The organism is Citrobacter sp. Ce104, assembly GCF_030334595.1.
Classification (GTDB): Bacteria; Pseudomonadota; Gammaproteobacteria; order Enterobacterales; family Enterobacteriaceae; genus Citrobacter; species Citrobacter europaeus.
The window spans coordinates 1-25873 of record NZ_JAOWDP010000062.1 but is presented as its reverse complement, the minus strand read 5'-3'; the positions used below and the strand labels follow the sequence as shown (position 1 = coordinate 25873).

General features: G+C 53.1%; 28 protein-coding genes and 1 pseudogene. 21 read left to right on the top strand and 8 right to left on the bottom strand.

Annotated features, from left to right (window positions below; all coding sequences use genetic code 11):
* Positions 1-181: 181 nt before the first annotated feature.
* The 5 genes from ppiA (at position 182) to argD (ending at position 3518) form a co-directional block, all read left to right on the top strand.
* Positions 182-754: a peptidylprolyl isomerase A gene (gene ppiA / locus OGW16_RS08440; RefSeq protein ID WP_003023595.1), complete on the top strand. Its 573-nt coding sequence runs from the start codon at positions 182-184 to the stop codon at positions 752-754.
* A 106-nt stretch (positions 755-860) separates the two neighbouring features.
* Entirely contained in the window at positions 861-1028 is a 168-nt protein-coding gene (gene ficA / locus OGW16_RS08435; RefSeq protein WP_003827708.1) for a FicA/YhfG family antitoxin, read from the top strand.
* Positions 1018-1620 (top strand): putative adenosine monophosphate-protein transferase Fic, encoded by a 603-nt coding sequence (locus OGW16_RS08430; RefSeq protein WP_043018555.1) that lies wholly within the window; start codon positions 1018-1020, stop codon positions 1618-1620. Before ficA ends, OGW16_RS08430 begins: the two co-directional genes overlap by 11 nt.
* Before the next feature lie 31 nt (positions 1621-1651).
* Complete coding sequence (gene pabA, locus OGW16_RS08425; protein ID WP_043018554.1) at positions 1652-2215, top strand: aminodeoxychorismate synthase component 2; 564 nt, start codon at positions 1652-1654, stop codon at positions 2213-2215.
* A gap of 85 nt (positions 2216-2300) precedes the next feature.
* On the top strand, positions 2301-3518 hold the full coding sequence (argD, locus tag OGW16_RS08420) for a bifunctional acetylornithine/succinyldiaminopimelate transaminase (RefSeq protein ID WP_080626019.1): 1218 nt from the start codon (positions 2301-2303) through the stop codon (positions 3516-3518).
* Between the two features lie 98 nt (positions 3519-3616).
* On the opposite strand, the gene OGW16_RS08415 is transcribed toward argD, so the two are convergent.
* The gene (locus tag OGW16_RS08415) at positions 3617-5704 is read right to left on the bottom strand and encodes a YccS/YhfK family putative transporter (RefSeq protein WP_080626020.1); all 2088 of its coding nucleotides are present in this window, start codon (positions 5702-5704) and stop codon (positions 3617-3619) included.
* 51 nt (positions 5705-5755) lie between these two features.
* Positions 5756-6388, bottom strand: a complete 633-nt coding sequence (gene crp, locus OGW16_RS08410) for a cAMP-activated global transcriptional regulator CRP (RefSeq protein WP_000242758.1) — start codon at positions 6386-6388, stop codon at positions 5756-5758.
* A gap of 308 nt (positions 6389-6696) precedes the next feature.
* On the opposite strand from crp, the gene OGW16_RS08405 reads away from it, so the two are divergent.
* Positions 6697-7101, top strand: coding sequence for an OsmC family protein (locus tag OGW16_RS08405; protein ID WP_043018552.1), 405 nt, complete (start codon positions 6697-6699; stop codon positions 7099-7101).
* A gap of 68 nt (positions 7102-7169) precedes the next feature.
* On the opposite strand, the gene OGW16_RS08400 is transcribed toward OGW16_RS08405, so the two are convergent.
* The 4 genes and pseudogenes from OGW16_RS08400 to OGW16_RS08385 form a co-directional block, all read right to left on the bottom strand.
* A complete protein-coding gene (locus OGW16_RS08400; RefSeq protein ID WP_043018551.1) occupies positions 7170-8039 on the bottom strand; it encodes a phosphoribulokinase in 870 nt (289 codons plus the stop codon).
* Between the two features lie 53 nt (positions 8040-8092).
* Positions 8093-8311, bottom strand: a complete 219-nt coding sequence (locus OGW16_RS08395; RefSeq protein ID WP_003023615.1) for a YheU family protein — start codon at positions 8309-8311, stop codon at positions 8093-8095.
* Positions 8308-9376, bottom strand: a pseudogene (locus tag OGW16_RS08390) (hydrolase). The gene OGW16_RS08395 and the pseudogene OGW16_RS08390 overlap by 4 nt, the downstream one beginning before the upstream one ends.
* Positions 9377-9411: 35 nt before the next feature.
* Positions 9412-10131: an NUDIX domain-containing protein gene (locus OGW16_RS08385; protein WP_286518263.1), complete on the bottom strand. Its 720-nt coding sequence runs from the start codon at positions 10129-10131 to the stop codon at positions 9412-9414.
* Between the two features lie 191 nt (positions 10132-10322).
* Here OGW16_RS08385 and prs point away from each other — a divergent pair, with 191 nt between their 5' ends.
* A complete protein-coding gene (gene prs / locus OGW16_RS08380) occupies positions 10323-11183 on the top strand; it encodes a ribose-phosphate diphosphokinase (RefSeq protein ID WP_080626021.1) in 861 nt (286 codons plus the stop codon).
* A 14-nt stretch (positions 11184-11197) separates the two neighbouring features.
* Complete coding sequence (locus tag OGW16_RS08375) at positions 11198-12682, top strand: nicotinate phosphoribosyltransferase (RefSeq protein WP_075146358.1); 1485 nt, start codon at positions 11198-11200, stop codon at positions 12680-12682.
* Between the two features lie 58 nt (positions 12683-12740).
* Here the strand turns inward: OGW16_RS08375 and OGW16_RS08370 are convergent, their stop codons facing one another.
* The gene (locus tag OGW16_RS08370; RefSeq protein WP_043018547.1) at positions 12741-14642 is read right to left on the bottom strand and encodes an ABC transporter ATP-binding protein; all 1902 of its coding nucleotides are present in this window, start codon (positions 14640-14642) and stop codon (positions 12741-12743) included.
* Between the two features lie 132 nt (positions 14643-14774).
* Between OGW16_RS08370 and kefG the strand changes: the two genes are divergently transcribed.
* The 4 genes from kefG (at position 14775) to slyD (ending at position 18046) form a co-directional block, all read left to right on the top strand.
* The gene (gene kefG / locus OGW16_RS08365; protein WP_003023629.1) at positions 14775-15326 is read left to right on the top strand and encodes a glutathione-regulated potassium-efflux system ancillary protein KefG; all 552 of its coding nucleotides are present in this window, start codon (positions 14775-14777) and stop codon (positions 15324-15326) included.
* On the top strand, positions 15326-17131 hold the full coding sequence (gene kefB, locus OGW16_RS08360) for a glutathione-regulated potassium-efflux system protein KefB (RefSeq protein WP_075145557.1): 1806 nt from the start codon (positions 15326-15328) through the stop codon (positions 17129-17131). Before kefG ends, kefB begins: the two co-directional genes overlap by 1 nt.
* A gap of 8 nt (positions 17132-17139) precedes the next feature.
* The gene (locus tag OGW16_RS08355) at positions 17140-17340 is read left to right on the top strand and encodes a YheV family putative zinc ribbon protein (protein WP_016154768.1); all 201 of its coding nucleotides are present in this window, start codon (positions 17140-17142) and stop codon (positions 17338-17340) included.
* 94 nt (positions 17341-17434) lie between these two features.
* Positions 17435-18046, top strand: a complete 612-nt coding sequence (gene slyD / locus OGW16_RS08350; RefSeq protein WP_008786294.1) for a peptidylprolyl isomerase — start codon at positions 17435-17437, stop codon at positions 18044-18046.
* A gap of 112 nt (positions 18047-18158) precedes the next feature.
* Here the strand turns inward: slyD and OGW16_RS08345 are convergent, their stop codons facing one another.
* Positions 18159-18377, bottom strand: coding sequence for a protein SlyX (locus OGW16_RS08345; RefSeq protein WP_003023639.1), 219 nt, complete (start codon positions 18375-18377; stop codon positions 18159-18161).
* A 232-nt stretch (positions 18378-18609) separates the two neighbouring features.
* On the opposite strand from OGW16_RS08345, the gene fkpA reads away from it, so the two are divergent.
* From fkpA to tuf, 9 genes are all read left to right on the top strand, one after another.
* Positions 18610-19428, top strand: coding sequence for an FKBP-type peptidyl-prolyl cis-trans isomerase (gene fkpA / locus OGW16_RS08340; protein ID WP_003023641.1), 819 nt, complete (start codon positions 18610-18612; stop codon positions 19426-19428).
* Positions 19429-19595: 167 nt separating this feature from the next.
* A complete protein-coding gene (locus OGW16_RS08335) occupies positions 19596-20318 on the top strand; it encodes a helix-turn-helix transcriptional regulator (protein WP_003023643.1) in 723 nt (240 codons plus the stop codon).
* The gene (gene tusD / locus OGW16_RS08330) at positions 20318-20704 is read left to right on the top strand and encodes a sulfurtransferase complex subunit TusD (protein ID WP_003023646.1); all 387 of its coding nucleotides are present in this window, start codon (positions 20318-20320) and stop codon (positions 20702-20704) included. Before OGW16_RS08335 ends, tusD begins: the two co-directional genes overlap by 1 nt.
* The gene (gene tusC / locus OGW16_RS08325; RefSeq protein ID WP_043018545.1) at positions 20704-21063 is read left to right on the top strand and encodes a sulfurtransferase complex subunit TusC; all 360 of its coding nucleotides are present in this window, start codon (positions 20704-20706) and stop codon (positions 21061-21063) included. Before tusD ends, tusC begins: the two co-directional genes overlap by 1 nt.
* Positions 21064-21070: 7 nt before the next feature.
* A complete protein-coding gene (gene tusB / locus OGW16_RS08320) occupies positions 21071-21358 on the top strand; it encodes a sulfurtransferase complex subunit TusB (protein ID WP_047408236.1) in 288 nt (95 codons plus the stop codon).
* A 125-nt stretch (positions 21359-21483) separates the two neighbouring features.
* Positions 21484-21858 (top strand): 30S ribosomal protein S12, encoded by a 375-nt coding sequence (gene rpsL / locus OGW16_RS08315; RefSeq protein WP_003023654.1) that lies wholly within the window; start codon positions 21484-21486, stop codon positions 21856-21858.
* 95 nt (positions 21859-21953) lie between these two features.
* Complete coding sequence (gene rpsG, locus OGW16_RS08310) at positions 21954-22424, top strand: 30S ribosomal protein S7 (protein WP_016154763.1); 471 nt, start codon at positions 21954-21956, stop codon at positions 22422-22424.
* Between the two features lie 96 nt (positions 22425-22520).
* The gene (fusA, locus tag OGW16_RS08305; protein ID WP_003023659.1) at positions 22521-24635 is read left to right on the top strand and encodes an elongation factor G; all 2115 of its coding nucleotides are present in this window, start codon (positions 22521-22523) and stop codon (positions 24633-24635) included.
* A gap of 69 nt (positions 24636-24704) precedes the next feature.
* Positions 24705-25873 (top strand): elongation factor Tu (tuf, locus tag OGW16_RS08300; protein ID WP_286502589.1); only part of this gene is annotated, 1169 nt, incomplete at its 3' end.

The following is a 25873-nucleotide window of genomic DNA, read 5'->3' as shown; positions in this document are numbered from 1 at the left end:
TTTATTGGCAATTACCAGCTCCGTTACATTTTTTTATGTGATCTAGATCGCATTGAGGCTTGGGGCTATAAGGTTACATTTGTTTCAAGTACGTAAAATTAAGTAAAGGGATGGCCTTGTTCTTGAAGGCTCTTTAGAATCAATTCACTTGCTTCATTTCTGCTCTTGTTAAGGAATTCTCATGCTCAAATCGACTCTGGCGGCTGTTGCAGCTGTTCTCGCTCTTTCTGCTCTTTCTCCCGCAGCACTGGCAGCAAAAGGTGACCCGCATGTCCTGCTGACAACCTCTGCCGGTAACATTGAGCTGGAGCTGAACAGTCAGAAAGCCCCGGTTTCAGTGCAAAACTTTGTCGATTATGTCAACAGCGGTTTCTATAACAACACTACGTTCCACCGCGTGATCCCTGGCTTCATGGTGCAGGGCGGCGGTTTTACCGAGCAGATGCAGCAGAAGAAACCTAACCCGCCAATCAAGAATGAAGCCGATAACGGACTGCGTAACACCCGCGGCACGATTGCTATGGCGCGTACAGCGGATAAAGACAGCGCGACCAGCCAGTTCTTTATCAACATTGCGGACAATGCGTTCCTCGATCACGGCCAGCGCGACTTTGGCTATGCTGTCTTCGGTAAAGTTGTGAAAGGTATGGATGTCGCGGATAAGATCTCTCAGGTACAGACCCATGATGTCGGTCCTTACCAGAATGTTCCGTCAAAACCGATTGTTATCCTGTCTGCTAAAGTCCTGCCATAACCGTATTTTGCGCGGGCAGTTCTCGCCCGCGTTCTCTCCCTTCTCTGCGTAACCCGAAATTGCTGCTTATACTTGTGGCAAGTGTCGGCTCATTCAGGGAGGTCATGTGAAAAAACTCACCGATAAACAAAAGTCCCGGCTCTGGGAACAACGACGAAATGCCAATTTCCAGGCCAGTCGGCGGTTGGAAGGTGTGGATATTCCACGGGTTACTCTGAGTGCTGAAGACGCCCTGGCGCGTCTTGAAGAGTTGAGGAGGCACTATGAGCGATAAATTCGGTGATGGACGCGACCCCTATTTGTATCCGGGCCTGAATGTCATGCGTAACCGTCTGGGGATCCATCAGGCGCAACGACTGACGCAGGCGGCCTATGAACTGACGGCGCTGCGTGCGGCCACTATCGAGCTGGGCCCGCTTAAACGGGGATTGCCGCATCTGTGCGCCATTCATCGCCAGCTGTATCGGGATATTTTTGACTGGGCGGGACATCTGCGGGAAGTTGATATCTACCAGGGCGATACCCGTTTTTGCCATTTCGCTTATATCGAGAAAGAGGGCAATGCGTTGATGCAGGACCTGGAAGATGAGTCCTGGCTGGTGGGGTTGCCGGAAGACAAGTTTGTCGATCGTCTTGCACACTATTATTGCGAAATCAACGTGCTGCATCCGTTTCGTATTGGCAGCGGCCTGGCGCAGCGTATTTTCTTCGAACAATTAGCGATTCATGCCGGGTATATGCTGAGCTGGGATGACATCCCGGTTGAGGAGTGGAATCTGGCTAATCAGAGCGGGGCGATGGGTGACTTGTCTGCGCTGCAGGCGATATTTCGTAAAGTGGTAAGCGAAGCCCCGGAAACTGAGTAGAATAGCGCGGTTCTTATGTACCGGAGCCGCCATGATCCTGCTTATTGATAACTATGATTCTTTTACCTGGAACCTGTACCAATACTTCTGCGAACTGGGCGCTGATGTCCTTGTCAGGCGTAACGACGAGCTGACGCTGGCGCAAATCGATGCGTTGAGCCCGCAAAAAATCGTGATTTCCCCAGGACCCTGCACGCCGGATGACGCCGGTATCTCGCTGGATGTAATTCGCCATTTCGCGGGCAACATCCCTCTGCTGGGCGTGTGTCTCGGTCACCAGGCGATGGCGCAGGCCTTTGGCGCGAGCGTGGTTCGGGCGGCAAAAGTGATGCACGGTAAAACCTCGCCGATTACGCATAACGGGCAGGGCGTTTTTCAGGGACTCGCCAACCCATTAACGGTGACGCGCTACCATTCTCTGGTGGTTGCCCCCGAAACGCTTCCTGACTGCTTTGAAGTGACGGCCTGGAGTGAAACGCAGGAGATTATGGGCATTCGTCACCGTGAGTGGGATATGGAAGGGGTGCAGTTTCACCCGGAGAGTATTCTCAGCGAACAGGGGCATCAGCTGCTGGCTAATTTCCTCAATCGCTGAATTGTGGTTGCTATTCAGTGATTTTTTATTCATATTTTGTGATTATAATTTCACTAGCATTTCTGCTTAACAGGGTGGTAATGACATGGCAACTGAACAAACTGCTATTACACGCGCGACATTCGATGAAGTGATTCTGCCGATTTATGCACCGGCTGAGTTTATCCCGGTAAAAGGAAAAGGGAGTCGAGTCTGGGATCAACAGGGCAAAGAGTATGTTGATTTCGCGGGCGGCATTGCAGTTACCGCGCTAGGGCATTGCCATCCGGCACTGGTTGAGGCGTTAAAAACCCAGGGGGAAACCCTGTGGCATACCAGCAACGTTTTCACCAATGAACCCGCGCTGCGTTTAGGCCGTAAAATCATTGATGCGTCCTTCGCCGAGCGCGTGCTGTTCATGAATTCAGGTACGGAAGCCAACGAAACCGCCTTTAAGCTGGCGCGCCACTATGCCTGTGTGCGTCATAGCCCGTTCAAAACCAAAATCATTGCCTTCCATAATGCGTTTCACGGCCGTTCGCTGTTTACCGTTTCTGTTGGCGGGCAGCCGAAATACTCCGACGGCTTTGGACCAAAGCCGGCAGATATCATCCATGTCCCGTTTAACGATCTGCATGCGGTAAAAGCGGTGATGGACGATCACACCTGCGCGGTGGTGGTTGAGCCAGTTCAGGGGGAAGGCGGCGTCACTGCGGCTACGCCGGAATTCCTGCAAGGTTTGCGCGAACTCTGTGACCAGCACCAGGCGCTGTTGGTATTTGATGAAGTGCAGAGCGGGATGGGGCGTACCGGCGATTTGTTTGCCTATATGCACTACGGCGTGACGCCGGATATCCTCACCAGCGCGAAGGCGCTCGGCGGCGGTTTCCCGGTGAGCGCGGTGCTGACCACTCAGGAGATTGCCTCCGCGTTCCACGTGGGTTCGCACGGTTCCACTTACGGCGGTAACCCGCTGGCCTGCGCGGTAGCGGGTGCAGCGTTTGATATCATTAACACGCCGGAAGTGCTGGGAGGCATTCAGGCCAAACGTCAGACGTTTGTCCAGCATTTGCAGCAGATTGATCAACAGTTCGACATTTTCAGCGATATTCGCGGGATGGGGCTGCTGATTGGCACCGAGTTGAAGCCGCAGTTTAAAGGCCGGGCGCGCGATTTCCTCTATGCCGCCGCGCACGAAGGGGTGATGGTGCTGAACGCCGGGCCGGACGTAATGCGTTTCGCGCCGTCGCTGGTGGTAGAGCAGGCGGATATCGATGAAGGGATGCAGCGTTTCGCGCAGGCTGTCGCGAAGGTGGTGGGCTGATTGCCTGATTGCCGGATGGCGGCGTGAGCGCCTTATCCGGCCTACAGGGTAAGGTGTGATTCGTAGGCCGGATAAGCGTAGCGCATCCGGCAAATCTTTTAACCCTTCATGTCCCGTAGTCGGCGGCTCAGCCAGATCCCGTGGTGCGGTCGCTGACGCCATGCTACCGACGAAATGGTATGCATGGTGTTCAGATGCCCAAGAACCCGTTGCAGATGCTGCTCAAGAGTGCTTAACGGACCGTGGGACAGCATCTCCGGCGCTTCGAGAATATTCACATCGCCCGAGCTTCCCGGTCCGTCATACTCCAGCCGCTGCTGACAGCGCTGAAGCGCAATTTCACAGGATTCCAGATACCGCTGCGCCAAATCCGGCGTCAGCATCGTATGTTCCCTTGCCAGCGTGGTCATCGCGTTAATGTGTTCGACGATGAACTGGCTGTGCGTGACCCACAGTTTCATGTCCGCAAGGTAGTGCGAGTTGAATCCTGGCTCCTGCATCGCCTGGTTCAGTGAGTTGAACAGCGTGTTCTGCGCCTGGTTAACCCGCATGCGTTGATACGCCAGCGGCGTGGCCTGCGGATCGTTGCTGAGGATCAGGCGAATGGCCTCCTGGTCGGCTTCTAACGCGTCGTGGGCGTTCTTACGCAACAGACCGCTCTGCCACTGTGGCCACAGCCAGAGCGTGCCGCCAAAGGCGATTAGGCAGCCAATGATCGTATCGACAAATCGCGGCACGATAAACTGTTCCCCGTTCAGCGTCAGCAGTTGCAGGGTGTAAACTGCCGTGACCGTAAAGCCGACGGTAGCCCAGCCGTAATTTTTACGGATGATCAGATAGCTCACCAGGGTTATCAGCAGCATGGCTGCCAGCGTGAAACCTTCCGGAATATGAAAGTGCAGCGTGACGCCGGCAATCACCAGCCCAACGAGCGTACCTACCGACCGATGTAAGATGCGTACCCGGGTCGCCCCGTAGCCATTTTGCGTGACGAACAGAATAGTCATTAAAATCCAGTAGGGCTTTGGCAGGTGTAAGGCGCTGCCCATCAGGCTGGCGATACTCAACATAACGCTGATGCGTCCGGCATTGCGCAGCGCTGGAGATTTCAACGACAGATAGTTTTTCAGGGCTGGGATCAACGGCAACCGACGCTGCTTGTCAGCCATCAAGTCACGGGCATACAACGGGCGCTGGGTGCGTAGCACGCGGGCAATACGGCTAAAGTGCCAGTAGCAAAATTGTCCCACCGGGTTGTCCGGATGCTGCCTGGCGATTTTCTCCAGTGTGCCAATCTGTTTTTCCATCGAGAAACGGGTCGGCAAACGGTGATACAAAATATCATCGGCCAGTACCCGAAGGCGTTCGGCTACGGTACGCGCATTCCAGCGAATCACCTGCTCCGCATGGCTACGCTCGACCAGCTTTTGCACCTCTTCCGGCTGGTGGAGGCTAACGGAAATATGCTCTTGTAAATCGAGCGCCTCCTGAAAGGCACGCAGCAGGCGCTTGTAATCGTTGTTGCGATGCGCCGACAGCATATGCATTTGCTGATAACACTGGGTAATCAGATCCACTGCCTTTTGTTGGCGAACCAGCAGGGGAGGCAGCGCTTTTTCTGGGTCGGCATGCTGGGTCAGCATGCTGTACTTAGCTTCACAGTAATCGGCTAATTCACGATACAACAGGCTGAGCGATTCACGGAGCGGCTGCTCGCGCCACATCCAAAACCAGAACCAGTTGAACAGGCCATACCATAACGTGCCCAGCGCGTAGATCAGCAGCGGCTCCCAGACGGGCATGTTGCCGGCCAGGCTTAGCGTGAAAATCGCTGCGATAAGTGAGGCAGGCAATAGTCGCGCATGCAAAGGGCTCAACTCGGCGGTTACACCAAGAATTAGCGTCAGGCCGGTGAGGATAAGCGGCAGTGGTATATCTTTTGCCAGCAGTAATTGCATGATCAAACTGCATCCGGCAAACAAAGACGCGCCAATAGCTAAACGTTTGAAAAAGCGCTTATGCGGGGTATCAAGACCGGCAATGTTGCAGCAGGCAGGGACCAGGGAGAAGAGGAGGCCCAGATGAAGCTGACCGATGATCAGACCAACAGCCACAGGTAAACATAGCACCAGCGTCTGCCGTAGTGCGTAGTTGATCTCTGGGTGGTATATCAGTCTTCGCCACATCGGTGCAAACAAAAGTGGCGCATTACTGGGTAACGCGCCACTTCGATGGGGTTAACGGGTGCCGTAGACGACGATAGTCTTACCGTGTGCGGAGATCAGGTTCTGATCTTCCAGCATCTTCAGAATACGGCCGACGGTCTCACGGGAGCAGCCAACGATCTGGCCGATTTCCTGACGGGTGATTTTAATCTGCATGCCGTCCGGGTGGGTCATCGCATCAGGCTGTTTCGCCAGATTCAGCAGAGTCTGCGCGATACGACCAGTTACGTCGAGGAAGGCGAGGTTGCCGACTTTTTCAGACGTGACCTGCAGACGACGAGCCATCTGAGAAGACAGGCGCATCAGAATATCCGGGTTGACCTGGATTAATTGGCGAAATTTTTTGTAGGAAATTTCAGCGACTTCACATGCGGTTTTGGCACGTACCCAGGCGCTACGTTCCTGACCTTCTTCGAAGAGGCCTAATTCACCAATAAAATCGCCCTGATTCAGATAAGAAAGGATCATTTCTTTCCCTTCTTCATCTTTGATCAGCACTGCCACTGAGCCTTTAACGATGTAATACAACGTTTCCGCTTTTTCACCCTGGTGAATCAGCGTGCTCTTCGATGGGTACTTATGAATATGGCAATGAGACAAGAACCATTCGAGAGTCGGGTCTGTTTGCGGTTTGCCAAGCACCATGCGCGGTTATCCTCTGTTATAAGCTGTCTCCAGAGCCAGAAAACGACGCTGCCTCTGGGTTTGCAAAAATGTGCTTCCCGCTACCTGGGAAGGGGGCTACTAAAAATATACTGCAGCCTGTAATGTGATGTCCTCTGCATACATGCAGTACGTCAATGTATTACTGTAGCATCCCGACTGTTTTAGCATAGCTTTCGCCGTGTGTCTCCTGGTGTCTCGCTTCAGCATGACGCAGGTCGCCTTCCATTGCGAGAATTGTTATGTGCGCGTAATCTGTCAGGAAAATTGAAACATTGGAGTTACGAAATATGCAAGCGCGTGTAAAGTGGGTTGAAGGGTTAACCTTCCTCGGTGAGTCCGCCTCTGGCCACCAAATTCTGATGGACGGTAACTCCGGTGATAAAGCGCCGAGCCCGATGGAAATGGTATTAATGGCGGCGGGCGGTTGTAGCGCAATTGATGTGGTATCGATCCTGCAAAAGGGTCGTCAGGATGTGACCAACTGCGAAGTGAAACTGACCTCAGAGCGTCGTGATGAAGCGCCGCGCCTGTTTACCCACATCAACCTGCATTTCATCGTAACGGGTAACGATCTGAAAGATGCATCAGTCTCACGCGCAGTCGACCTCTCAGCGGAAAAATATTGCTCCGTGGCACTGATGCTGGAAAAGGCGGTGAACATTACCCACTCCTATGAAGTGGTTGCCGCGTAATCCCTGACGCCGGATAATGTTGATTCGTAGGCCCGATAAGCGAAGCGCCATCGGGCACTTTCCACGCCTCACCCTATCTTTTTGCCTTCCATCAGTCGCTGGACCAGCGGCAGCATAATCAATTCCATCGCCAGGCCCATCTTGCCGCCCGGCACGACCAATGTATTGATATGGGAAATGAATGAGCCCTGCAGCATGGCCAGTAGCCACGGGAAGTCGATCCCTTCCAGGTTACGAAAATGAATCACGACAAAGCTTTCATCCAGAGACGGGATACTCTTGGCGGCAAAGGGGTTAGAGGTATCGACGGTCGGGACGCGCTGGAAGTTAATATGCGTCCGGGAGAACTGCGGCGTGATGTAATTGATGTAATCGTCCATTGATCGCACCACCGAGTCCATCACCGCTTCACGCGAGTGTCCACGCTCGCTGGTATCGCGAGTCAGTTTCTGGATCCATTCCAGGTTTACGATCGGCACCACGCCAACCAGCAGATCGACATGCCGGGCCACGTTTTGCTGTGGGGTGACGACGCCGCCGTGCAGTCCTTCATAAAACAGGACATCCGTCGGTTCAGGCAGCGGCTGCCAGGGCGTGAAAGTCCCTGGCACCTGGTTCCACGGTACGGCCTCATCGTAAGTGTGCAGATATTTTCGCGACTGGCCTTTGCCCGTCTGACCGTATTCGATGAAAGTTTGTTCCAGCAGACCGAAGTCATTCGCTTCGGGGCCGAAATAGCTGATATGCCGCCCGGCATCGCGCGCTTTGCGAATCGCCATGTCCATTTCCGGACGGGTATAGCGATGAAAACTGTCACCTTCCACCTCGGCGGCACGCAGATTTAACTGCGCGAAAATTTTACGAAACGCGAGGCTGGTGGTGGTGGTCCCCGCGCCGCTGGATCCTGTTACCGCAATCACCGGATGTTTGGCAGACATAACAACTCCATGAAATGGTTATAATTATAGTAAAGTCGGCCGGCGGCTACGGATTACTCGTGAATCTGCTTCCTCGGCATAATATTGACCGTTTCATGCAGTTCAGACCACACCAGCACGGCTTCACCTGATTGTAGTTGGCGTTTGACGTCGGCGACTTTTTGTTCGAGCGAACGTTCATGTTCACCATAATCGGTGCCTTCACGCAAGACAAAGCTTTCAATCAGATTGTCCAGCGCGTCCGGGGAGATATCTTGCCAGGGGATGATCATGATGAGACCTCCAGATACGTTGTCAGCCAGTCGGGGATTCTGGATTCCAGCCACATCTCAGGATGGCGTACCGTGCCGCCAATGAATCCGACGTGGCCACCGTGTTCAGTCAACTGATACTCCACCTGCGAAGGCAGGTTTTCCGGTTTCGGGATCACGTGATGATCCATAAACGGATCGTCCTTGGCATGGATAATCAGCGTGGGTTTGGCGATCTGGTTGAGCAACGGCATGGCGCTACACTGACGATAATAGTCTATAGCATCGGCGAAACCGTGGATTTTGGCGGTGATCAGATCGTCAAAATCGCGGATGCGACGCAGAGATTTCAATTGGGACAGACTTACCGGCAGCGAGCCTGGATAGGCCTCAAGCTTACGCGAGGCATTGGCTTTCAACAGATTGAGCAGGTAGCGCTGATAGACCCGAGAGAATCCCTTGTCCATATGGTAACTACAGGCTTCCAGCACGAAAGGCGCGGAGACGATAACGGCGGCATCAATTGGAATCTCGTTGCCTTCTTTGGCCAGCAGGCAGGCCAGCATGTTGCCACCGAGCGAATAGCCCACCGCTGCGGTCGGCACGCGACCGAACTCACGCTCCAGCCAGTGTAAAAACCAGGTGCCATCTTCTGTTTCGCCCGAATGATAAATGCGGTTCAGACGATTGGGTTCACCGCTGCAGCCGCGAAAATGCATTACCACGCCCAGCCAGCCGCGCTTTTGCGCCGCTTCAATCAGGCCATGTGCGTACGGGCTGTTCAGACTACCTTCCAGACCGTGAAAAACCACCAGGCGCGGTTTGTGTTTTGCCTGTTGCGGATCTTCACTCCACGCCAGATCGACAAAATCACCATCGGGCAATTCCAGACGCTGCCAGTGGGCGTCGAACTTCACCTTGCGGCGAATTAAGCGCGGCAGCATCGTCTGCAGATGGCGGTTACTGATACCGCGCATCGGGCGGAATTCTCGCGAATCGTCGGTAGGTGGGGTCATTTCTGTGGACGTGATTTCAACCATAACACCAGAGCAATTAATAATCGGAAAGAATAACTATACCGCGCACAGCGCGTGCGGGTTAGCCAATATGTGATTTTGTCGCTAGTCAGCCAGCAGGTTACGCGAGAAAAGATGAAAATCGACGTCGGGTTTACGTCGCCACAGGCGAGCTTTACGCGTCCCTGTCGCCATGCTTTCTCCGGTATCTTCAAACATTCCTGACGCTTCAAAGCGGCGAATCAGACTTTTACGCTGGATCGACTGACCAAGGATAACCTCGGTGGCTTCAAGCAGTTGTCCATGGGTAAATGTCTCCGGCAGGCAGTATACAGGCAGGAGTGAGTACATCGTTTTTTGCCGTAAGCGATGCAGTGCCGCCGTAATGATGTCTCCGTGATCGAACGCGAGTGAATGGTTTTTCAACTCGTCAACCGGTACCCAACGGGCGTTACTGACGCTGGCAATATGCGGCGCGCAGTCTACCCAGGCGATTAGCGCAAACCAGGTGACCGTCAGGCTCCAGCCGCGCGGGTCTCGTTCTGGCCCGGAAAAGGTATCCAGTTGTTCAAGCCACGAAGGCGAAACGCCCGTTTTTTCAGTGAGCTTGCGTAGCGCGGTGGCGCGGGTTGAATCATCGTTTTTGATATCAATAAAACCGCCAGGTAATCCCCAACGTCCTTTTTGCGGCTGGTTTGCCCGCTCGACCAGTAATACGCACAGCGCCTGCTGATGCAGGGTAAATAACACGCTATCTACCGTCACCAGAGGTGAAGGGAAGCGGCTGGCGTCGTACTGATTCAGGTAGTCGGCTTCGGTGGTCATAAGGTACTCACGATGATTTGTAACGCTGACAAGTGTACCAGCCCGGCACTGGGGGGCAAGGTTCGTTTTTTATCATTACTTATCAGTGGATTATCTCTTGTTCTAAAAATAATGCATTTTATGCTTGCTTAATATGTGTCTTAAGGACATTATTAATTGTGTCGAAGGGACACACTTAAGGGGTGAGAGCGATGAGCGTAAAACTGACATTAACTTTGGACGACCAGGCCTACGCAGTTGCCAGTGGTATTTTTCCTGATGGCGCCGGCTGGTTGAAAGTCACTGATGCACTGCCATCGTTTGCTCGCCTGATGCGCATTCGTGCGACGGCGATGCGCGACATGAACGACTTTATGCTGTTGGCGCAACTGGTGGAGGCGGTCCGTCATCAGACGGATGTACTGGTCAGCCATCTCGACCTCCCCTGGCTGCCGTGGGCGCGTCAGGACAGACATATGGTGGCGGGTGATAGCTTTGCGCTGAAAGTCTTCGCCAGCCAGCTCAATACGCTGCAATTCGATAAGGTGAAGGTGCTCGATCCGCACAGCGACGCGGCGGCGGCAGCTATCAATAATTTTGTGGCGATTTCACAAGAGACTTGCCTGCTGCACAGCGCGACTTTGCAGCGCCAGTTCCAGCAAAAAACGCTAATGCTGGTTGCCCCCGACGCCGGAGCTTTGAAGAAAATTGATGCCGTTGCCAGAGTGGTCGGTGTAGCGGAGTATGCCGTCCTGAGCAAAAAGCGCGATGTAGCAAGCGGCAAGCTGACGGGATTTTCGTTAATGGCCGGAGACGTGAGGGGCAGGGATATGCTGATTGTTGACGATCTGTGCGACGCAGGGGGTACGTTCATTGGTTCCGCGCAGGTACTACGTGAGGCCGGTGCCCACAGCGTCAGTCTGTATGTCACCCACGGTATTTTTTCTAAGGGCGTCGAACACCTGTTTGCCAACGGCATTGATGCTATCTACACCACCACCTCTTTTGCTGCCCCGACGCTGGAGCATCCGCAGCTTGAGCTTATCGACATTGACGCGATTTACCGCGCCTGAGGGAGATGCTGATTATGAAAATGAACCCAATTCTGGCTATCGACGGCTACAAAGTTTCTCACCGCGTGCAATATCCGCAGGGAACCCGTCGCGTGTATTCCAACTTTACTCCGCGCAGCGATCGCTTTTTTTCCTCGCCGTTGGCGGATGGCAAACTGGTATTTTTTGGCCTGCAGGGTTTTTTGCAGTGGTTTTTAGTCGACCTGTTTAATGAGGCGTTTTTTGCCCGTCCGGAAGACGAGGTTGTCAGCGAATATAAACAGGTCATGGACAGCTATCTCGGCAAAGATGCGGTGGCGGTGGATCATATCCGCGCCCTGCATCAGTTGGGCTATCTGCCGTTGCACATCAAAGCGCTGGATGAAGGCAGCAAAGTTCCGATGGCGGTACCGGTCTTAACCATTATCAACACCAAACCCGAGTTTTTCTGGCTGGTGAATTACCTGGAAACCGTGCTGTCGGCAGAGCTGTGGAAAGCGTCAACCAACGCCACGATAGCTCACCACTACCGCAAAATCTGCGCGCGGTGGGCAGAGAAAACCTGTAGCGACCTGGCACACCTTGACTTCCAGTGTCATGACTTTTCCTTTCGCGGCATGTCCGGATTACAGGACACCATGCAGGCGGGCAGTGGGCATTTGTTAAGCTTTAAAGGGACCGACAGTATTCCATCTCTGCTGTACGCCCGCGATTACTACACCGACGGCGAACCCTATTTTATCGGCGCCAGTATTCCGGCTACCGAACACAGCGTGATGTGTATGGGTGAGCGCGAGCATGAGATTGAAACCTTCCGCCGCCTGATTGCCGATCTCTATCCGCAGGGATTTGTATCGATAGTCTCCGATACCTGGGACTACTGGCAGGTGCTGACGGAATACACCCGCGAACTGAAGAACATCATTCTGACCCGTGAAGGGCGGGTGGTATTCCGTCCGGATAGCGGTAATCCGGTTGAGATTCTGTGCGGTACTGGTGCGGATGAGGATACCCGAGCCGATCGTACGGCACAGGAGAAAGGCTCTGTGGAGGTGCTGTGGGAGATATTTGGCGGCACGGTTAACGCCAAAGGCTACAAGGTGCTCGACCCACATGTGGGGCTAATTTATGGCGATTCCATTACCCTTGAACGGGCGAATGAGATCCTGCGTCGTCTTGAAGCGAAAGGATTTGCCAGTTCAAACGTCGTGTTTGGCGTCGGTTCCTTTACCTATCAGTACAACACGCGTGACACCTTCGGTTTTGCAATGAAAGCGACGTGGGGAGAAGTCGATGGCAAAGGCCGGACGATTTTCAAAGAGCCGAAAACCGATAATGGCTTAAAGCGCTCTGCCCGCGGTTTGCTTCGAGTAACACGTGATGAGCAGGGGGAATTGCGCCTGCATGATGAACAAACGTGGGAGCAAGAGCAGGAAGGAGAACTGAAAACCCGTTTTCTTAACGGCAAGCTGTTTAACCGTGAACATTTTGAAGATATCCGCCAGCGTCTGGCGATGTAGAGATAATTCAACAAAAATGCCTGATAAGACGCGCAAGCGCCTTATCAGGCACTCATGACTATTCGGCCAGCATCTGCTCAAGCTGTTCCTGCGCTTCCAGCCAGGCCATCTCGCACTCTTCCAGTCCGGATTTTGCACTGGCCTGCTGCTGCAGGCATGCGGTGAGTTCGGCTTTGCGGCTTTGGTCATACAGTTCGCTGTCGCCGAGTTTTTCTTCCGCCTGCGCCAGCTGTGCGTGCAGTTTCTCCATCTCTTTTTCCAGACGGGTAATCTCTTTACGCAGCGGCTGCGTCAGGGTGCGCAATTCAGCTTCGCGACGCTTCTGGTCTTTACGCGCCTGGGCGCTGTTAACGCTCTCTTTCGCCGGTTCGTCGTTCTGGTTTTCTTGTTTTTGCACATCGCTCAGCCACTGCTGATAATCCTCCAGATCGCCGTCAAACGGCTCGACTTTTTTGTCGTGCACCAGATAGAGGTCATCGGTGGTGGAGCGAATCAGGTGGCGGTCGTGCGAGACCACGACCAGCGCGCCTTCGAAATCGATCAACGCTTCGGTCAGCGCCTGGCGCATATCAAGGTCCAGGTGGTTGGTCGGTTCATCAAGCAGGAGCAGGTTCGGGCGCTGCCAGACGATCAACGCCAGCACCAGACGCGCTTTTTCACCACCGGAGAAGCGGCGAGTCTCTTCGCTGACTTTATCGCCCTGAAAGCCGAATCCGCCGAGGTAGTCCCGCAGTTTCTGCTCCAGCTCCTGCGGCGCCATGCGCGCCAGGTGCTGAATAGGCGATTCATCGGCGCGTAAAAACTCCAACTGGTGCTGCGCGAAGTAGCCCAGCTTGATACCTTTCGCCAGGCCAATCTCGCCGCTAATGGGGGCCAGTTCGCCGGCCAGCAGCTTAATCAGCGTCGATTTACCCGCGCCGTTGCGACCGAGCAGGCCGATGCGGGAACCCGGCACCAGATTCAGTTTGATCGAATCGAGAATGACGCGATCGCCGTAGCCAGCGCTGACCTTTTCCATCTTCAGCAGTGGATTCGGCAGGCTTTCTGGTTCACGAAAGCTGAAGTGGAACGGGTTGTCCACGTGTGCCGGGGCAATCAGCTCCATGCGTTCCAGCATTTTGATACGGCTTTGCGCCTGCTTTGCTTTGGTTGCTTTAGCGCGGAAACGATCGATATAGCTTTGCAGATGCGCCACGCGCTCCTGCTGGCTTTCGTACATTGCCTGTTGCTGCGCAAGGCGGGTCGCACGCTGGATTTCAAACGCGCTGTAGTTGCCGGTGTACTCGAACATGGTTTGCTGTTCGATATGAATAATTTTGTCCACCACCGGGTCGAGGAAGTCGCGGTCGTGGGAGATCAATATCAGCGTGCCCTGGTAGCTTTTCAGCCATCTTTCCAGCCAGATTACCGCGTCGAGATCGAGGTGGTTGGTGGGTTCATCGAGCAGCAGCAGGTCTGAACGGCAAATCAGCGCCTGGGCCAGGTTGAGACGCATACGCCAGCCACCGGAAAAGTCGCTGACCGGGCGCTCAAGCTGTTCGTTGGAGAAACCGAGACCATGCAGCAGGCTGGCGGCGCGTGAGCGCACGGTCCAGGCGTCGATGGCATCCAGTTTGCCATGGACGGTGGCAATAGCGTGTCCATCGTTACGTTCGTTGGCATCGTTCAACTGCGCTTCCAGTTGACGATACTCGCGGTCGCCGTCAATCACGTACTCCAGCGCGGGCTGCGGCAATGCTGGCGTTTCCTGATTCACCCACGCAAGCTGCCAGTTTCCCGGATAGGTAAATCCTCCGGCGTCGGCGCTGAGTTCATTTTTCAGCAATGCCAGCAGGGTAGATTTACCACAGCCATTTTTACCTACCAGACCAACTTTCTGCCCTGGATTAATGGTGGCCGTGGCATTGTCCAGCAAGACGCGCACGCCGCGACGAATTTGTAACGATGAGAAAACAATCATAAGGCGCCGTATGTTCAGACTATGTTAATTTATCATTATGATAATGTAATGTGTGGGCCATTTGCCGCACCGAGGCGCAATGGTAGCCCAAAACGTCGAAAATAGACAAAAGACAAAACCGGGAGGGGGATGATGTTCCAGCCAGCGAAAGTCTTGCTGCTGTATGCCCATCCGGAATCTCAGGACTCGGTTGCGAACCGGGTTCTGCTTAAACCGGCCATGCAGCTCAGCAATGTTACCGTGCACGACCTTTACGCGCACTATCCTGATTTTTTTATCGACATTCCGCATGAGCAGGCGCTGCTGCGTGAGCATGATGTGATTGTTTTTCAGCATCCGCTTTACACCTATAGCTGTCCGGCGCTGTTAAAGGAGTGGCTTGACCGTGTACTGAGCCGCGGATTTGCCAGCGGCCCCGGAGGGAATCAACTGGCGGGAAAGTACTGGCGGAGCGTTATCACGACCGGAGAACCGGAAAGCGCCTATCGCTATGACGCGCTAAACCGTTATCCAATGAGCGATGTACTGCGTCCTTTTGAGCTAACGGCCGGTATGTGCCGCATGCACTGGATGAGCCCTATTATCGTCTACTGGGCCAGGCGGCAAACGAAGCAGGAGCTGGACAGCCATGCGAAAGCGTATGGTGACTGGCTGGCGAATCCGATCCCTGTGGGAGGCCGCTGATGGAAGGTTCTGATTTATTGACGGCGGGAGTGTTGTTCCTCTTCGCGGCGGTGGCGGCAGTTCCCCTGGCCTCAAAGCTGGGTATCGGTCCGGTGCTGGGTTACTTGCTGGCGGGGATTGCTATTGGCCCGTGGGGATTAGGATTCATCAGCGATGTGGATGAAATTCTGCACTTTTCCGAGCTGGGTGTGGTCTTTTTGATGTTCATCATTGGGCTGGAACTTAACCCTGCCAAGTTATGGCAATTGCGGCGTTCAATTTTTGGTGTCGGTGCCGCGCAGGTGATGCTGAGCGCAGTGGCGCTGGCTGGCTTGCTGATGCTCACTGCGTTCTCCTGGCAGGCGGCAGTGGTCGGCGGCATTGGTCTGGCGATGTCATCGACCGCCATGGCGCTACAGTTGATGCGCGAAAAAGGCATGAACCGCAGTGAATCCGGACAACTGGGTTTTTCGGTGCTGCTGTTTCAGGATTTGGCGGTGATCCCTGCGTTGGCGCTGGTTCCGCTGCTGGCGGGTTCTGCTGACGAACATTTTGACTGGATCAAAGTGGGAATGAAGGTGCTGGCCTTTGCCGGCATGCTGATTGGCGGGCGCTATTTGCTGCGTCCGGTTTTCCGCTTTATTGCGGATTCTGGCGTGCGGGAAGTATTTACCGCCGCGACGCTGTTGCTGGTGCTGGGTTCGGCTTTATTTATGGATGCGCTGGGGCTGTCGATGGCGCTGGGAACGTTTATCGCGGGCGTGCTGTTGGCGGAAAGCGAATACCGACATGAGCTGGAAACGGCAATCGATCCGTTTAAAGGCCTGCTGCTCGGCCTGTTTTTTATCTCCGTAGGCATGTCACTCAATCTTGGCGTGCTCTATACCCATATTCTGTGGGTGGCGGCGAGCGTGATAGTACTGGTGGTTGTAAAAATGCTGGTGCTGTATGTGCTGGCACGACTGAACGGCATGAGAAGCTCAGAACGGATGCAGTTTGCCGGGGTTTTGAGTCAGGGCGGTGAATTCGCTTTCGTGCTGTTTTCAACGGCATCCTCGCAACGGCTGTTTCAGGGCGACCAAATGGCGTTGCTGCTGGTGACCGTCACGCTGTCGATGATGACCACGCCGCTGATGATGAAGCTGATTGACAAATGGCTCTCCCGTCAGTTTAACGGCACGGATGAAGAAGATGAAAAACCCTGGGTAGAAGATGATAAACCGCAGGTGATTGTGGTGGGGTTTGGGCGCTTTGGTCAGGTTATTGGTCGCCTGTTGATGGCCAATAAAATGCGGATTACCGTTCTGGAGCGGGATATCAGCGCGGTGAATTTGATGCGTAAATATGGCTATAAGGTTTACTACGGTGATGCCACGCAGGTGGATCTGTTGCGTTCTGCGGGTGCGGAGGCGGCACAGTCTATCGTTATTACCTGTAATGAGCCTGAAGACACCATGAAACTGGTGGAACTGTGCCAACAGTATTTTCCGCATTTGCATATTCTTGCGCGTGCGCGCGGACGTGTAGAGGCGCATGAGTTATTACAAGCTGGTGTGACGCAGTTTTCCCGCGAAACGTTCTCCAGTGCGCTGGAGTTGGGGCGTAAAACGCTGGTTACACTGGGGATGCATCCGCACCAGGCTCAGCGCGCTCAGCTGCATTTTCGTCGGCTGGATATGCGCATGCTGCGGGAGCTGATCCCCATGCATACGGATACCGTACAAATCTCTCGAGCCAGGGAAGCCCGGCGCGAGCTGGAGGAAATTTTCCAACGAGAGATGCAGCAAGAGCGGCGTCAGCTGGATGGCTGGGATGAATTTGAGTAGAGGTAATCATGGCAATTCGTAAACGTTTTATTGCAGGCGCAAAATGTCCGTCCTGCCAGGCGCAGGATACGCTGGCAATGTGGCGCGAAAATAATATCGATATTGTTGAATGTGTTAAGTGCGGCCATCAGATGCGGGAAGCGGATAAAGAGGCGCGCGAGCACGTTCGCAAAGAAGAGCAAGTGATCGGGATTTTTCATCCGGACTAGCGATATGGCGCAGCTTTTTTTAAGCTAGAGGGTACACGGGTGCAGAATTCCGCTACAATCTGCGCCACTATTCTTTCCATGCTCAGGAGATATCATGAAAGTAGCAAAGGACCTGGTGGTCAGCCTGGCCTATCAGGTACGTACAGAAGACGGTGTGTTGGTTGATGAGTCTCCGGTGAGTGCACCGCTGGACTACCTGCATGGTCACGGTTCCCTGATTTCTGGCCTGGAAACAGCGCTGGACGGTCATGAAGTTGGCGACAAATTCGATGTTGCTGTTGGCGCAAACGACGCATACGGTCAGTACGACGAAAACCTGGTGCAGCGCGTTCCTAAAGACGTCTTCATGGGCGTTGACGAACTGCAGGTTGGCATGCGTTTCCTGGCTGAAACTGACCAGGGTCCAGTACCGGTAGAAATTACCGAAGTGGAAGACGATCACGTTGTAGTTGATGGTAACCACATGCTGGCTGGCCAGAACCTGAAATTCAACGTAGAAGTTGTTGCTATCCGCGAAGCGACCGAAGAAGAACTGGCTCACGGCCACGTTCACGGCGCGCACGGTCACGACCACGATCATGACCACGGTCATGACGGTTGCTGCGGTGGTCATGGCCACGGTCACGACCATGGTCACGAGCACGGCGGCGAAGGCTGCTGCGGCGGTGGCGGTAAAGGTAACGGCGGCGGCTGCGGTTGCCACTGATCGGTATGATTGCCTGATGGCGCTACGCTTATCAGGCCTACCGTAGGCCGGATAAGACGTTTACGTCGTCATCCGGTACAAAAAAGCGGGATATTCCCGCTTTTTTTACGTCTCAATAATGTGGCGGCGGGGTCTCTTCAGACTGCGACGCAATGTGGGACGGCTGCGTTGCTTTGAGCTTTTCTGTCAGTAAACGCAGATGGTCGCGGAGTTTGGCCATTTCCAGTTCATGCGCGGTCACCGTCACGTTGAGCTCTTCAATGGTTATCTCCTGAAATGCCAGGCGACTTTCCAGTTCAGCCAGGCGAGTTTCCATTGTTGTATCCTGCATGATTCACCTCTTTCTTTTTTCTCCGGCAGATCGCGGACTGCGGCGAATTCTACTTAACTTTGCCTGTTTGCACAGCACTCAATCTTCGGTCACGAAACTAATTTAAACAAAAAGAGTCTGAAATGTGGTGATAATAGGGCGTGCCCGTATGTTGATTTGTTCTACAACGCTTTATAGTACATTTTTGTTTTAGCTAACCCTGGGGTGAGATGCCCCGGCCCTGGAGATATGGATGAAATCACTGTTTAAAGTAACGCTGCTGGCGACCACAATGGCTGTTGCTCTGCATGCCCCGATCACCTTCGCTGCTGATGCTGCGAAACCAGCCGCTACTGCTGACAGCAAAGCAGCATTCAAGAATGACGACCAAAAAGCCGCTTACGCGCTGGGCGCGTCCCTGGGTCGTTATATGGAAAACTCTCTGAAAGAGCAGGAAAAACTGGGCATCAAACTGGATAAAGATCAGCTGATCGCTGGCGTTCAGGATGCGTTTGCAGACAAGAGCAAGCTGTCTGACCAGGAAATCGAACAAACTCTGCAGGCGTTTGAAGCGCGCGTGAAGAGCTCCGCTCAGGCGAAAATGGAAAAAGACGCGGCTGATAACGAAGCCAAAGGTAAAGTTTACCGCGAGAAATTTGCTAAAGAGAAAGGCGTTAAAACCTCTGCTACTGGCCTGGTCTACAAAGTAGAGAAAGAAGGTACTGGCGCTGCGCCGAAAGACAGCGATACCGTGGTAGTCAACTACAAAGGTACGCTGATTGATGGTAAAGAGTTTGATAACTCTTATACCCGCGGTGAGCCGCTCTCTTTCCGTCTTGACGGGGTAATCCCGGGCTGGACTGAAGGCCTGAAAAACATCAAGAAAGGCGGCAAAATCCAGCTGGTTATCCCACCGGATCTGGCTTACGGCAAAACTGGCGTACCGGGCATTCCGGCCAACTCTACGCTGGTCTTTGATGTTGAACTGTTAGACATCAAACCGGCACCGAAGGCCGATGCGCAGCCAGATGCTGCACCGGCAGATAAAGCTGCAGACAGCAGCAAAAAATAAGTGACCAGAAACCGCCGCCCACAGGGCGGCGGTTTTTTATTATCGACAGGATATAATTAATACTGGAAAGCGCATTGTGCGCTGTATTACTTTAGATGCCCCTATAATAGTGATGAGCCTGCCCTGACAACATAACGACAGGCTCCTGAAAAGGAGTGCTTTTTTTCATGTCCAGGTCGCTTTTAACCAACGAAACCAGTGAGCTAGATTTACTGGATCAACGTCCTTTCGATCAAACTGACTTCGATATCCTCAAATCCTACGAAGCGGTTGTGGACGGGTTGGCGATGCTCATTGGTTCCCATTGTGAAATCGTATTGCACTCTTTGCAGGATTTGAAATGCTCGGCTATCCGCATTGCTAACGGTGAACACACGGGCCGCAAAATTGGCTCGCCGATTACCGACCTTGCATTGCGTATGCTGCATGATATGACGGGTGCGGATAGCAGCGTGTCGAAGTGTTACTTCACACGTGCGAAAAGCGGTGTCTTGATGAAGTCGGTGACGATTGCTATTCGCAACCGTGAGCATCGCGTGATTGGTCTGCTGTGCATCAATATGAACCTTGATGTCCCATTCTCGCAGATAATGAATACCTTTATCCCACCGGAAACCCCGGAAGTGGGTTCTGCCGTCAACTTCGCTTCTTCGGTGGAAGACCTGGTTACCCAAACGCTGGAATTCACGATCGAAGAAGTGAACGCCGATCGCAATGTTTCCAACAACGCCAAGAATCGTCAGATTGTCCTGAATCTGTATGAGAAAGGTATCTTCGATATTAAAGATGCCATCAACCAGGTTGCCGATCGGCTGAACATCTCCAAGCACACGGTCTACCTCTATATTCGTCAGTTCAAAAGCGGCGATTTCCAGGGGCAAGATAAGTAATGCGTTTTGCCATCATGGTGACGGGGCCGGCTTATGGTACGCAGCAGGCGAGCAGCGCGTTGCAATTTGCTCATGCGCTACTCAAAGAAGGGCATGAGCTAAGTAGCGTCTTTTTCTATCGTGAAGGTGTGTATAACGCCAACTTACTGACTTCGCCTGCCAGTGATGAATACGATCTGGTACGGGCCTGGCAACAGCTGAACCAGCAGCATGGCGTGACGCTGAATATTTGCGTGGCGGCGGCGTTGCGTCGCGGCGTAGTTGATGAAACTGAAGCGAAACGTCTGGGCCTGGCAGGCGCTAATTTACAATCAGGTTTTAACCTCAGCGGGCTGGGTTCGCTGGCTGAGGCGTCCCTGACCTGCGACCGCGTGGTGCAGTTTTAATGAAACGTGTTGCTTTTGTCTTTTCTACCGTGCCGCACGGCAGCGCGTCTGGCCGTGAAGGATTAGATGCCTTGCTGGCGACATCGGCATTAACGGAAGACCTCGGCGTATTTTTTATCGGCGATGGCGTTTTTCAAATCCTTCAGGGACAACAGCCGGATGTTGTGTTGGCGCGAGACTACATCGCAACCTTCAAACTGTTGGGATTGTACGATATTGAGCAATGTTGGCTTTGCGCCGCCTCTTTACGCGAGCGGGGTCTTCAGCAGGGTGTTAATTTTGTGGTCGATGCGACAGCGTTAGAACCGGAAGATTTACGCCGTGAGCTAGGCAACTATGACGTCATTTTAAGGTTTTGAGATACTCATGCTGCACACATTACATCGCTCTGCGTGGCTTACCGATTTCTCCTCTCTTCTCCGCCTGATTGATAAAGACGATGAACTTTTATTGCTCCAGGATGGCGTGACCGCGGCAGTAGAAGGAAGCCGTTTCCTTGAAAGTCTGCAAAATGCCTCCATTAAGGTCTATGTACTGGAAGAAGACATTCAAGCTCGCGGCTTATGTGGTCAAATTTCAGACAGTGTCGTCAGGGTTAGCTATACTGACTTCGTCAGACTTACGGTGAAGCATCCCAGCCAGATGTCCTGGTAATTGTGGGATCGTTGTATATTTCTTGACACCTTTTCGACACCGACCTAAAATTCTGCGTCCTCATATTGTATGAGGTCGTTTTATTACGTGTTTACGAAGCGAAAGCTACAACCAGGAGCTATTTAATGGCAACAGTTAACCAGCTGGTACGCAAACCACGCGCACGCAAAGTTGCAAAGAGCAACGTGCCTGCACTGGAAGCATGCCCGCAGAAACGTGGTGTATGTACTCGTGTATATACTACCACTCCTAAAAAACCAAACTCCGCACTGCGTAAAGTATGCCGTGTGCGTTTGACTAACGGTTTTGAAGTGACTTCCTACATCGGTGGTGAAGGTCACAACCTGCAGGAGCACTCCGTGATCCTGATCCGTGGCGGTCGTGTAAAAGACCTCCCGGGTGTTCGTTACCACACCGTTCGCGGTGCGCTTGACTGCTCCGGCGTTAAAGACCGTAAGCAATCACGCTCCAAGTATGGCGTGAAACGTCCTAAGGCTTAATGGTTCTCCGTTAAGTAAGGCCAAACGTTTTATATTAATGTCAAACTAAACTCGTAGAGTTTTGGACAATCCTGAATTAACAACGGAGTATTCCCATGCCACGTCGTCGCGTCATTGGTCAGCGTAAAATTCTGCCGGATCCTAAGTTCGGATCAGAGCTGCTGGCTAAATTTGTAAATATCCTGATGGTAGATGGTAAAAAATCTACTGCAGAAACCATCGTATACAGCGCGCTGGAGACCCTGGCTCAGCGTTCTGGTAAAGATGGCCTGGAAGCTTTTGAAGTAGCCCTTGAAAACGTGCGCCCGACTGTCGAAGTTAAGTCTCGCCGCGTTGGTGGTTCTACTTATCAGGTTCCAGTTGAAGTCCGTCCGGTTCGTCGTAATGCCCTGGCAATGCGTTGGATCGTTGAAGCTGCTCGTAAACGCGGTGATAAATCCATGGCTCTGCGCCTGGCGAACGAACTTTCTGATGCTGCAGAAAACAAAGGTACTGCAGTTAAGAAACGTGAAGACGTTCACCGTATGGCAGAAGCCAACAAGGCGTTCGCACACTACCGTTGGTAATCCCTTCGGAGTTTTAGTCACCAGGCGGGCGCTTCTAGTAAGCAGCCCGCTTTGGGCTACTTAAATTGAACGCCTAAAAGATAAACGAGGAATCAAATGGCTCGTACAACACCCATCGCGCGCTACCGTAACATCGGTATCAGTGCGCACATCGACGCCGGTAAAACCACTACTACCGAACGTATTCTGTTCTACACCGGTGTAAACCACAAAATCGGTGAAGTTCATGACGGCGCAGCCACCATGGACTGGATGGAACAGGAGCAGGAGCGTGGTATTACTATCACCTCCGCAGCGACTACTGCATTCTGGTCTGGTATGGCTAAGCAGTATGAACCGCATCGCGTAAACATCATCGACACCCCGGGGCACGTTGACTTCACTATCGAAGTAGAACGTTCCATGCGTGTGCTTGATGGTGCAGTAATGGTTTACTGCGCAGTTGGTGGTGTTCAGCCTCAGTCTGAAACCGTATGGCGTCAGGCAAACAAATATAAAGTTCCACGCATTGCGTTCGTTAACAAAATGGACCGTATGGGTGCGAACTTCCTGAAAGTTGTTGGTCAGATCAAAACCCGTCTGGGCGCGAACCCTGTTCCGCTGCAGCTGGCAATTGGCGCTGAAGAAGCGTTCACCGGTGTTGTTGACCTGGTGAAAATGAAAGCCATCAACTGGAACGAAGAAGATGCAGGCGTAACCTTCACTTATGAAGATATCCCGGCTGACATGCAGGAACTGGCTGAAGAATGGCACCAGAACCTGATCGAGTCCGCTGCAGAAGCTTCAGAAGAGCTGATGGAGAAATACCTGGGTGGTGAAGAACTGACTGAAGAAGAGATCAAAAAAGCTCTGCGTCAGCGCGTTCTGAACAACGAAATCATCCTGGTAACCTGTGGTTCTGCGTTCAAGAACAAAGGTGTTCAGGCGATGCTGGATGCGGTAATTGATTACCTGCCATCCCCAGTCGACGTACCTGCGATCAACGGTATTCTGGACGACGGTAAAGATACTCCGGCTGAGCGTCACGCTAGCGATGATGAGCCGTTTGCTGCTCTGGCATTCAAAATCGCTACCGACCCGTTCGTGGGTAACCTGACCTTCTTCCGCGTGTACTCTGGTGTGGTTAACTCCGGTGACACCATCCTGAACTCAGTGAAAACTGCACGCGAGCGTTTTGGCCGTATCGTACAGATGCACGCTAACAAACGTGAAGAGATCAAAGAAGTTCGCGCGGGCGATATCGCTGCTGCTATCGGTCTGAAAGACGTGACCACTGGTGACACTCTGTGTGACCCGGATCACCCGATCATTCTGGAACGTATGGAATTCCCTGAGCCGGTAATTTCCATCGCGGTAGAACCGAAAACCAAAGCTGACCAGGAAAAAATGGGTCTGGCTCTGGGCCGTCTGGCTAAAGAAGACCCGTCATTCCGCGTTTGGACTGACGAAGAATCTAACCAGACCATTATCGCCGGTATGGGTGAGCTGCACCTCGACATCATCGTTGACCGTATGAAGCGTGAATTCAACGTTGAAGCGAACGTCGGTAAACCTCAGGTTGCTTACCGTGAAGCGATTCGCGCGAAAGTTACCGATATCGAAGGTAAACACGCTAAGCAGTCTGGTGGTCGCGGTCAGTACGGTCATGTTGTTATCGACATGTACCCGCTGGAGCCGGGTTCAAACCCGAAAGGCTACGAGTTCATCAACGACATCAAAGGTGGTGTAATTCCTGGCGAATACATCCCGGCCGTTGATAAAGGCATCCAGGAACAGCTGAAATCCGGCCCACTGGCTGGTTACCCGGTTGTTGATCTGGGCGTGCGTCTGCACTTCGGTTCTTACCATGACGTTGACTCCTCTGAGCTGGCGTTTAAACTGGCCGCTTCTATCGCCTTCAAAGATGGCTTTAAGAAAGCGAAACCAGTTCTGCTTGAGCCTATCATGAAGGTTGAAGTAGAGACTCCGGAAGAGAACACCGGTGACGTAATCGGTGACTTGAGCCGTCGTCGTGGTATGCTTCGTGGTCAGGAATCCAACGTCACTGGCGTTGTTATCCATGCTGAAGTTCCGCTGTCTGAAATGTTCGGATATGCAACCCAGCTGCGTTCTTTGACCAAAGGCCGTGCTTCTTACTCCATGGAGTTCCTGAAGTACGACGATGCGCCGAACAACGTTGCTCAGGCCGTTATTGAAGCCCGTGGTAAATAATCCACAGGATTAAAACCTAAGTCCCGTGCTCTCTCCAAAGGGGAGAGCACTATAGTAAGGAATATAGCCGTGTCTAAAGAAAAATTTGAACGTACAAAACCGCACGTTAACGTCGGCACCATCGGCCACGTTGACCACGGTAAAACTACCCTGACCGCTGCAATCACTACCGTACTGGCTAAAACCTACGGCGGTGCTGCTCGTGCATTCGACCAGATCGATAACGCGCCGGAAGAAAAAGCTCGTGGTATCACCATCAACACTTCTCACGTTGAATATGACACCCCGACTCGCCACTACGCACACGTAGACTGCCCGGGCCACGCCGACTATGTTAAAAACATGATCACCGGTGCTGCGCAGATGGACGGCGCGATCCTGGTTGTTGCTGCGACTGACGGCCCGATGCCGCAGACTCGTGAGCACATCCTGCTGGGTCGTCAGGTAGGCGTTCCGTACATCATCGTGTTCCTGAACAAATGCGACATGGTTGATGACGAAGAGCTGCTGGAACTGGTAGAAATGGAAGTTCGTGAACTTCTGTCTCAGTACGATTTCCCGGGCGACGACACGCCGATCGTTCGTGGTTCTGCTCTGAAAGCGCTGGAAGGCGACGCAGAGTGGGAAGCGAAAATCATCGAACTGGCTGGCTTCCTGGATTCTTACATCCCAGAACCAGAGCGTGCGATTGACAAGCCGTTCCTGCTGCCTATCGAAGACGTATTCTCCATCTCCGGTCGTGGTACCGTTGTTACCGGTCGTGTAGAGCGCGGTATCATCAAAGTTGGTGAAGAAGTTGAAATCGTTGGTATCAAGGACACTGCTAAGTCTACTTGTACCGGCGTTGAAATGTTCCGCAAACTGCTGGACGAAGGCCGTGCTGGTGAGAACGTTGGTGTCCTGCTGCGTGGTATCAAACGTGAAGAAATCGAACGTGGTCAGGTACTGGCTAAGCCGGGCTCTATCAAGCCGCACACCAAGTTCGAATCTGAAGTGTACATTCTGTCCAAAGACGAAGGCGGCCGTCATACTCCGTTCTTCAAAGGCTACCGTCCGCAGTTCTACTTCCGTACTACTGACGTGACTGGTACCATCGAACTGCCGGAAGGCGTTGAGATGGTAATGCCGGGCGACAACATCAAAATGGTTGTTACCCTGATCCACCCAATCGCGATGGACGACGGTCTGCGTTTCGCAATCCGTGAAGGCGGCCGTACTGTTGGTGCGGGCGTTGTTGC

Coding starts and splice junctions, on each gene's coding strand:
- OGW16_RS08370 (WP_043018547.1), bottom strand. CDS start 14,642: ATGATTGTTTTCTCATCGTTACAAATTCGTCGCGGCGTGCGCGTCTTG.
- prs (WP_080626021.1), top strand. CDS start 10,323: ATGAGCGTAAAACTGACATTAACTTTGGACGACCAGGCCTACGCAGTT.
- OGW16_RS08415 (WP_080626020.1), bottom strand. CDS start 5,704: ATGTGGCGAAGACTGATATACCACCCAGAGATCAACTACGCACTACGG.
- OGW16_RS08430 (WP_043018555.1), top strand. CDS start 1,018: ATGAGCGATAAATTCGGTGATGGACGCGACCCCTATTTGTATCCGGGC.
- argD (WP_080626019.1), top strand. CDS start 2,301: ATGGCAACTGAACAAACTGCTATTACACGCGCGACATTCGATGAAGTG.
- OGW16_RS08345 (WP_003023639.1), bottom strand. CDS start 18,377: ATGCAGGATACAACAATGGAAACTCGCCTGGCTGAACTGGAAAGTCGC.
- OGW16_RS08335 (WP_003023643.1), top strand. CDS start 19,596: ATGTCCAGGTCGCTTTTAACCAACGAAACCAGTGAGCTAGATTTACTG.
- OGW16_RS08395 (WP_003023615.1), bottom strand. CDS start 8,311: ATGATCATCCCCTGGCAAGATATCTCCCCGGACGCGCTGGACAATCTG.
- kefG (WP_003023629.1), top strand. CDS start 14,775: ATGTTCCAGCCAGCGAAAGTCTTGCTGCTGTATGCCCATCCGGAATCT.
- tusC (WP_043018545.1), top strand. CDS start 20,704: ATGAAACGTGTTGCTTTTGTCTTTTCTACCGTGCCGCACGGCAGCGCG.
- OGW16_RS08405 (WP_043018552.1), top strand. CDS start 6,697: ATGCAAGCGCGTGTAAAGTGGGTTGAAGGGTTAACCTTCCTCGGTGAG.
- OGW16_RS08375 (WP_075146358.1), top strand. CDS start 11,198: ATGAAAATGAACCCAATTCTGGCTATCGACGGCTACAAAGTTTCTCAC.
- pabA (WP_043018554.1), top strand. CDS start 1,652: ATGATCCTGCTTATTGATAACTATGATTCTTTTACCTGGAACCTGTAC.
- OGW16_RS08400 (WP_043018551.1), bottom strand. CDS start 8,039: ATGTCTGCCAAACATCCGGTGATTGCGGTAACAGGATCCAGCGGCGCG.
- crp (WP_000242758.1), bottom strand. CDS start 6,388: ATGGTGCTTGGCAAACCGCAAACAGACCCGACTCTCGAATGGTTCTTG.
- OGW16_RS08385 (WP_286518263.1), bottom strand. CDS start 10,131: ATGACCACCGAAGCCGACTACCTGAATCAGTACGACGCCAGCCGCTTC.
- rpsG (WP_016154763.1), top strand. CDS start 21,954: ATGCCACGTCGTCGCGTCATTGGTCAGCGTAAAATTCTGCCGGATCCT.
- kefB (WP_075145557.1), top strand. CDS start 15,326: ATGGAAGGTTCTGATTTATTGACGGCGGGAGTGTTGTTCCTCTTCGCG.
- slyD (WP_008786294.1), top strand. CDS start 17,435: ATGAAAGTAGCAAAGGACCTGGTGGTCAGCCTGGCCTATCAGGTACGT.
- OGW16_RS08355 (WP_016154768.1), top strand. CDS start 17,140: ATGGCAATTCGTAAACGTTTTATTGCAGGCGCAAAATGTCCGTCCTGC.
- fkpA (WP_003023641.1), top strand. CDS start 18,610: ATGAAATCACTGTTTAAAGTAACGCTGCTGGCGACCACAATGGCTGTT.
- tusD (WP_003023646.1), top strand. CDS start 20,318: ATGCGTTTTGCCATCATGGTGACGGGGCCGGCTTATGGTACGCAGCAG.
- rpsL (WP_003023654.1), top strand. CDS start 21,484: ATGGCAACAGTTAACCAGCTGGTACGCAAACCACGCGCACGCAAAGTT.
- fusA (WP_003023659.1), top strand. CDS start 22,521: ATGGCTCGTACAACACCCATCGCGCGCTACCGTAACATCGGTATCAGT.
- ppiA (WP_003023595.1), top strand. CDS start 182: ATGCTCAAATCGACTCTGGCGGCTGTTGCAGCTGTTCTCGCTCTTTCT.
- tusB (WP_047408236.1), top strand. CDS start 21,071: ATGCTGCACACATTACATCGCTCTGCGTGGCTTACCGATTTCTCCTCT.